The organism is Bradyrhizobium sp. (genome assembly GCF_049798375.1).
Classification (GTDB): Bacteria; Pseudomonadota; Alphaproteobacteria; order Rhizobiales; family Xanthobacteraceae; genus Bradyrhizobium.
In genome coordinates, this window is sequence record NZ_JBARGP010000566.1 from 1 (window position 1) to 7,728 (window position 7,728).

Consider the following 7,728-nt stretch of genomic DNA (forward strand, 5'->3'; position numbering starts at 1 on the left):
TTCATGATCTCGACCACGGTAAGCCCGCGCTCGGGATCGATCTCCTGTCCCCAGACCTTCTCGAAGGCGCCGCGCATGTCGTTGCGACCGACGGGCTGATAGTCCGGCAGGAACATCGGGATCAAGCCCGCATCGGAGGCGCCCTGCACGTTGTTTTGGCCGCGCAGCGGATGCAGGCCGGTGCCGGGGCGGCCGACCTGGCCGGTGATCAGCGCCAGCGCGATCAGGCAGCGCGCGTTGTCGGTACCGTGCACGTGCTGGCTGATGCCCATGCCCCAGAAGATGATGGACGATTTGGCGCTGGCATAGGCCCGCGCGACTTCGCGCAAGGTGTCCGCTGGGATGCCGCAGACCGGCGCCATCTTCTCCGGCGTAAACTCCTGGATCTTCGCCTTCAGTTCGTCATAACCTTCGGTGTAGCCGGCAATGTACTGCTCGTCGGTCAGGCCTTCCGTGATGATGGTGTGGATCATCGCGTTCAGCATCGCGACGTCGCTGCCGGGCTTGAAAGCGAGATGCGCCGTCGCATGGCGCGACAGCGTCTGGCGCCGCGGATCCATCACGTAGAGCTTGGCGCCGCGCTTGGCGGCGTTCTTGATGTAGGTCGCGGCGACCGGATGGTTCACGGTTGGGTTGGCACCGATCACCCAGATCACCTCGGCGTCCGCAGCCGCCGCGAACGGCGCCGACACCGCGCCGGAGCTCAAGCCTTCGAACAGCGCCGCCACCGAGGAGGCGTGGCACAGCCTCGTGCAGTGATCGACATTGTTAGAGCCGAAGCCGGTACGCACCAGCTTCTGGAACAGATAGGCCTCCTCGTTCGAGCCCTTGGCCGAACCGAAGCCGGCCAGCGCCTTCGGTCCCTTCTCGTCGCGGATCTTGACGAGACCCTTGGCGGCGATGTCGAGCGCCTCTTCCCACGACGCCTCGCGGAAATGCGTGAACGGATTGGCCGGGTCGACCTGGTCGTAGGCGTCCTTCTTGACGCCGGGCAGACGCACCAGCGGCTTGGTCAGGCGGTTCGGATGATGAATGTAGTCGAAGCCGAAGCGGCCCTTGACGCAGAGCCGGTTGTGATTGGCCGGACCGTCGCGCCCTTCCGCATAGATCACCTTCTCGTCCTTGACCTGATAGGTGACCTGACAGCCGACGCCGCAATAGGGGCACAATGAGTCGACCTTGCGATCGGCATAGGTGACGCGGGTCTGGTTCTCGTCGAGCATCACCGCCGGCATCAGCGCGCCGGTCGGACAGGCCTGCACGCATTCGCCGCAGGCGACGCAAGTTGATTCGCCCATCGGATCGTCGAAATCGAACACGACTTTCGACCCGTGATTGCGATAGGCCATGCCGATGACGTCGTTGACCTGGACCTCACGGCAGGCGCGCACGCACAGCCCGCATTGGATGCAGGCATCGAGATTGACGCGCATCGCCGGATGGCTGGGATCGGCCTGCCAGCGCTCGACGGACGGAAACCGGCTTTCGGTAACGCCGGTCTTCTCCGCCCAGTGCCAGAACTTGGAGTCGGGATCGTGCGAGGTGGCGCGGGCCGGCTGGTCGGCGACCAGAAGCTCCATCACCATCTTCTGCGCCGCGACCGCGCGCGCGCTCTCGGTCTTCACCTTCATGCCGACGCTTGGCGTACGCTTGCACGAGGCAGCCAGCACGCGCTCGCCTTCGATCTCCACCATGCAGGCGCGACAATTGCCGTCAGCGCGATAGTCGGGCGCGGGCGAGTAGCACAGATGCGGGATTTCCTTGCCCTGCCGCTGCGCCACCTGCCAGATGGTTTCACCTGCCTTGGCTTCGACGTTGATACCGTCGAGCTCGAACGTAATCGTGGTCATTCGGCGGCGTCCTTGAATTCATCGGGAAAGTATTTGATGACCGAGGTCAGCGGGTTCGAAGCCGCCTGGCCGAGCCCGCAGATCGAGGCATCGCGCATCGCCTGGCTCAATTCGTCGAGCAATGGCTTGTCCCAGACCGGCTGCTGCATCAGCAGTGCGGCTTTCTGCGTGCCAACGCGGCACGGCGTGCACTGGCCGCAGCTCTCGTCCTCGAAGAACTTCATCAGGTTCAGCGCCGCCGCCCGCACGCTGTCGTGCTGCGACAGGATCACCACCGCGGCCGAGCCGATGAAGCAGCCATACTTCTCCAGCGTGCCGAAATCGAGCGGGATGTCGCCCATCGATGCCGGCAGGATACCGCCGGATGCGCCGCCGGGCAGATAGGCATAGAAGCTGTGGCCTTCGGCCATGCCGCCGCAATATCCGTCGATCAGTTCGCGCACCGTGATGCCGGCGGGTGCCAGCTTGACGCCCGTGCTCTTCACCCGCCCTGACACCGAAAAGCTGCGCAGACCTTGCCGGCCGTTCCGGCCATGGCTGGTCCACCATTCCGTGCCCTTCTCGACGATGTCGCGCACCCACCACAGCGTCTCGATGTTGTTGATCAGCGTCGGCAATCCGAACAGGCCGACCTGGAACGGATAAGGCGGCTTGTGCCGCGGCAGGCCGCGCTTGCCTTCGATGCTTTCCAGCAGTGAGGATTCCTCGCCGCAGATATAGGCGCCGGCGCCGCGCCGCAGATGCAGCACCGGGCCGCCCCGCGGCAGCTTCGCAATCTCGCGCATCAGGATCTCGCGCGCAGCCGGATATTCGTCGCGCAAATAGATGTAGACCTCGCCGGCGCCAACGATATGAGCGCCGATCAGCATGCCCTCGAGGAAGCGATGCGGATCGGTCATCAAATAAAGCCGGTCCTTGAATGTGCCAGGCTCGCCCTCGTCGCCATTCACCGCCATCAATCGCGGCCCAGGTTCGCCGAGCACAGCGCGCCATTTGCGGCCCGTCGGGAAGCCGGCCCCGCCAAGTCCGCGCAGGCTGGAATCATCCAGCGCTTTCAGGATTGCGTCGGTGGTGATACGCCCCGCGCGCAGATCATTGAGCAGCTTGTAGCCGCCACCAGCGATATAAGCGTCGTAGCCGACATAGCCTGGTACGTGTGGATGGACGTCGCCGCGTCCCGCCGCGGACAGCACCTTGTCGACGGTGGCCTCCTGGACGAAATGATGGCCGACCTCGACCGCAGGCGCGACGTCGCACAAGCCGACGCACGGTGCGCGCACAACGCGGATGCCGGGACCTGCCTGCTGTTGCAGCTGTTCCAGCAAGGGCTCGGCGCCCATCATGGCGCAAGTGATGGAATCGCAGACGCGGATGGTGAGCGGCGGAACCGCGCGATCGCCCTCCTTCACGACGTCGAAATGCGCATAGAAGGTCGCGGTCTCGAACACCTCGGCAAAGGACAGCTTCATCTCGTCGGCGAGCGCGGCGAGATGCGCGGCCGAGATCTGGTGATATCGGTCTTGGATCAGGTGCAGGTGCTCGATCAGGAGATCGCGGCGCCGCGGCAGATCGCCGAGCAGTTCCGCGATCTCGTGCGCGGCGGTCGGATCGACCTGCCGTCCCTTCGGCGTCGCCTTGGCGCGGCGGCGCCCCTCTCCGGGATGTTCGAATGCGCGCACGCGATGCACATCGTCAGTCATGAGGCATTCCGTTTCGATTTTATGCTTGCATCCATTTTAGTGATTGGCATGCCAGATACAAGCAGAACTGCCCCCTCACTTCGTCGATAGCAAAGCGGCACCCACATACCCTTCCGAATGATCCGCGTTCAGCTCTTGGTCATGCAGTCCTGCATGAAGAACCAGCGATCATCGCCGACCAGACCCTTGGTCTTCAGGTCGGCGCGGCACGCCTTCATCTTCGGCTTGTTGGCGCGCCACTGTGCCTTCATCTCCTTCAACTTCACAACCGTCAGCTTGATCCGTGACGATTTGGCGCTGTCTGACGACGTCGTGGCGGCTGGCGGCGTGGCCTGTGCCATCGCGGCCGAAAGCGGGCTCGCCACAAGCGCCAAGGCTACCAGGCAAACGCTGATACGAAACATGTAAATCCCCCCGAATCTGGTGTTGTCGTTGAAAAAAGAAGCTGCGGGAGACCTGGGCTTCGCACCCGGATCTCCCGCAGCCAAGAGCGATCAGAAGATCTTGAGCGCACTCTGCAGCGTCATCCACACGCCCCACAGCAGCGGGATGCCGACAAAGATCCAGAACAGGCCGGCCGAGAGGTCGAGACCGCCGGTCCCGATGCCGAACGAGCCGTGCTGGACAGCCGCCTCGTTCTCGGCGCTCTCCGCGCGCAGGCGCATCGCCTCTTCCTTGCTGAGGTGCCATTTGTCGGCAACCGGCCGGACCAGCAAATTGCAGATCAAGCCGATCACCAACAGGCCCACCAGGATGTACATGGTGCGGTCGTAGACCAGCGAGCGCTGCACGCCGGCTTGCAACTGGGCATCGCGGATGTAGCCCACCAGCATCGGGCCGATCACGCCGGCCGCAGACCATGCGGTCAGGATCCGTCCATGGATCGCACCGACAAATTGCGCACCGAACAGGTCCGCAAGATAGGCCGGAATGGTGGAGAAACCACCGCCGTACATGGTGAGGATGATGCAGAACGCAGCCACGAACAGCGCCCGCGAGCCCATATGGGCGAAGCTCGGCACCAGCGCGTAGAGCACGATGCCGAGCAGGAAGAACACGTAATAGGTGTTCTTGCGGCCGATATAGTCCGACAGCGAGGCCCAGAAGAAGCGGCCGCCGATGTTGAACAGCGACAGCAGCCCGACGAAGCCCGCAGCGATCGTCGCGACAGCGACTTTATCTGCTCCCTGGAGGGCGGCAAAGCCGATCTCCGGTTTTCCGATCAGCGCGCCGGCGAAGATCTCCTGCAGCATCGGAGAGGCCACTGCCAACACGCCGATGCCAGCCGAGACGTTCAGGCAGAGCGCCAGCCACAACAGCCAGAATTGCGGCGTCTTGTGCGCATTGTCGAGATGAACGGTGCTGGCCGTGATCATGGCGTTGGTCCTGGACGGCGGGGTCCAGCCCTCCGGCTGCCAGCCGTCCGGTGTCACCCGGTAGGCAAAGGCGCCGATCATCATGAACACGAAATAGATCAGGCCCATCACGACGAACGTCTGCCAGACGCCGACCGAGGTCGGAGTCTTGAAATAGTTGATCAGGTGATTGGCGAGCGGCGAACCGATCATGGCGCCGCCACCGAAGCCCATGATCGCCATGCCAGTGGCCATGCCGCGCCGGTCGGGAAACCACTTCACCAGCGTCGATACCGGCGAGATATAGCCGAGGCCGAGGCCAACGCCGCCGATCAGGCCGAGCCCGATCCACAAGATCCAGAGTTGATGGACGTAAACGCCGAGCGCCGACAGCAGGAAGCCGCCCGACCAGCACAAGGCCGCCACCGCGCCGGCCTTGCGCGGACCGGCCCGTTCGAGCCAGCCACCGAACACCGCCGCCGACAATCCCAGCATCACGATGCCGATCGTGAAGATGATCAAGAGATTGGTGATCTGCCAGTCGCAGGTCGTGGTGAAAAGATCCGTGATCATCGACTGGCCGGCGCAGGCCACCGGCTTGTCGATGCCGATCGCGCGCGACAGCGGCAACCAGAACACGCTCAATCCATAGGACATGCCTATGCACAAATGAATGCACAGCGCCGCCGGTGGCACCAACCAGCGATTGAATCCCGGCTTCGCGATCGTGTGCTCGCGATCGAAAATCCCCGCGTCCGTGCCGGTTGTCCTTCCGGCACTATCAACAACTGCCATGCCATCCTCCCCTAAAGGCATCGATCCCATGCCTGAATATCATCGTCTGTCCCCTTTGATCTGAATCACCGCAGTGATACCGCGGTATCCCGTAGTGTTGCTCCGCGACATTTTCGCGATGCACAAGAAGTGATCGTGTTTTCAACACGCATAACACCCCCTCGGCTGTCTTATGCCGTCTGCCATCTTTGAGACTCGGTTCTGAGCCTGGGTCCCCACCTTGGCCAGCAGCGCGCACGACAGATCATCCGCAACCTCCGCGGAATTACGGAATTGGTGCAGAAGCCATCGCGGATGTCGATAGATAAATGGTAGCGGAGGTTCCAGAATCGTCGGGATTCACTGCGCTGCAGCGAATGACAGGCCTGCCGAACTGCGCGGCCCGAGGCGAGACATTCGTTGCGAATGCTGCGACCATCGCTCTCGTCCATCGCCCCCCGGCGAATCGCAGATCTCCGATAGCCAATGAAGATCGATCTGATCGACTAATCAATTGATCTGATTTTTCAATGGAACTCACGACGCCACGCTCTCGTTACGCATTATGCCGGAGGCATAAGCGGCTGCGCCTCCCCCTTGCAAGTCGGAGCCGAAGGCCCGTGCGACAGATTGGCGCAACGGGCAATGTGGGCATGCTGGTGCGCCACATCTCTCTTTCATTATTCAGGGGACATCGCGAAGCGATGGGCCGGAATGACGGCAAAGAGCCGGGCCGATCAGCTGCCGGCCGCGCCGTCCTGCTTCTCGATCAGAAACACGATTCGCGTCTCGCTGCGTTCGGTGATCTCGACCATGTCGCCGGTCTCGCGGATCAAATTGGGGATGTCGATCACCGACAAGGGATCGGTGCAGTGCACCTCCAGCCGTTCGCCGGCCTTCAGCGGCTTCAGCGCCTTGCGCGTCTTGAGCGCTGGCAGCGGGCATTTCAGTCCGGTGAGATCAAGGATGGTCGTCGTGGTCATGCGGCGACCATGGCGAGCCGAAAGTGCAGCGTCAACCATCCCGAGCGCTCACAGCAGGTCCGCGTAGGACAGAAAGCCGATGCCCTGCCCCGGCTCGACCCTGGTGACCTCCTCGCCGAGCTCGGCGAGACCGTCGGTCTCGATTAGCGATGACAGCAATCCGGCGCCCTCACGCGGAAACTTGAAGGCATCGAGGCCGCCATCGGCGGCCCTGCGCAGCGAGACCCGGACATATTCGCGGCGGTTGGCTTTCTTCTTGTAGGTGAAGGCCGCGCGCACCGGCAGCGGCGTGAGCGGCTCCGGCAGGCTTCCCGCCAGCGCCAGCACGGTCGGGCGCACCACATGCACAAAAGTAACGAAGCTCGCCACGGGATTGCCGGGCAGTCCGATGAAGGGCGTGCCGCCGATGATGCCCATCGCCACCGGGCGTCCCGGCTTGATCGCCATGCGCCATAGCACCAGCGAGCCGACGCTTTCGACCGCGGCCTTGACGTGATCCTCCTCGCCGGTCGAGACGCCGCCGGTCGTCAGCAGCAGATCATGGGCGCCGGCGACCTCGCGCAGCGCGCTTGCCAATGGCGCGCGCCGGTCATCGAAGATGCCGAGATCTGACACCTCGCAGCCGAGCCGTTTCAGCATCGCCAACAACATCAAGCGATTGGAATCATACAGTTGCGATGGCGCGCGCGGCGCGCCTGGCGTGGCCAGCTCGTCGCCAGTCGAGAACACGGCAACGCGGATGCGCCGCCGCACCTTGAGCTCGGTGAGGCCGAACGCCGCCGCGACCGCGACATGCTGCGGCCGCAAGCGCTGGCCGGCCTTCAGCGCGATTGCGCCGAGCGCGATATCCTCGCCCGCTGGACGCACATTGGCCCCAGGCCTGAGGCCCGCGGGCAGCACGACGCCACCGTCAACGGCGACACGAACGTCCTCCTGCATGAACACGGTGTCGGCGCCGTCAGGCATCGGCGCGCCGGTGAAAATGCGCATCGCATGCGCTGGCGCGATCGGCATTGCCGCAGCGCCGGCCGCGACACGTCCGGTCACGGGCCACACGGCTTCAGCC

6 protein-coding genes are annotated in these 7,728 nt (G+C 63.7%); all 6 read right to left on the reverse strand.

The features are described 5' to 3' along the window. Positions 1–1,850: molybdopterin-dependent oxidoreductase (locus WA702_RS22635; protein ID WP_425112783.1), on the reverse strand; the 1,850-nt coding region annotated here is incomplete at its 3' end. Continuing rightward, complete coding sequence (locus WA702_RS22640; protein WP_425112784.1) at positions 1,847–3,550, reverse strand: NADH-ubiquinone oxidoreductase-F iron-sulfur binding region domain-containing protein; 1,704 nt, start codon at positions 3,548–3,550, stop codon at positions 1,847–1,849. The genes WA702_RS22640 and WA702_RS22635, both read right to left, overlap by 4 nt. Before the next feature lie 128 nt (positions 3,551–3,678). Next, entirely contained in the window at positions 3,679–3,954 is a 276-nt protein-coding gene (locus tag WA702_RS22645; protein ID WP_425112785.1) for a PsiF family protein, read from the reverse strand. A gap of 90 nt (positions 3,955–4,044) precedes the next feature. Then, positions 4,045–5,700 (reverse strand): OFA family MFS transporter, encoded by a 1,656-nt coding sequence (locus WA702_RS22650; RefSeq protein ID WP_425112786.1) that lies wholly within the window; start codon positions 5,698–5,700, stop codon positions 4,045–4,047. 716 nt (positions 5,701–6,416) lie between these two features. Further along, positions 6,417–6,662 (reverse strand): sulfurtransferase TusA family protein, encoded by a 246-nt coding sequence (locus WA702_RS22655; RefSeq protein WP_425112787.1) that lies wholly within the window; start codon positions 6,660–6,662, stop codon positions 6,417–6,419. A 48-nt stretch (positions 6,663–6,710) separates the two neighbouring features. Further along, the coding region (locus WA702_RS22660; protein WP_425112788.1) for a molybdopterin molybdotransferase MoeA at positions 6,711–7,728 on the reverse strand (1,018 nt) is incomplete at its 5' end.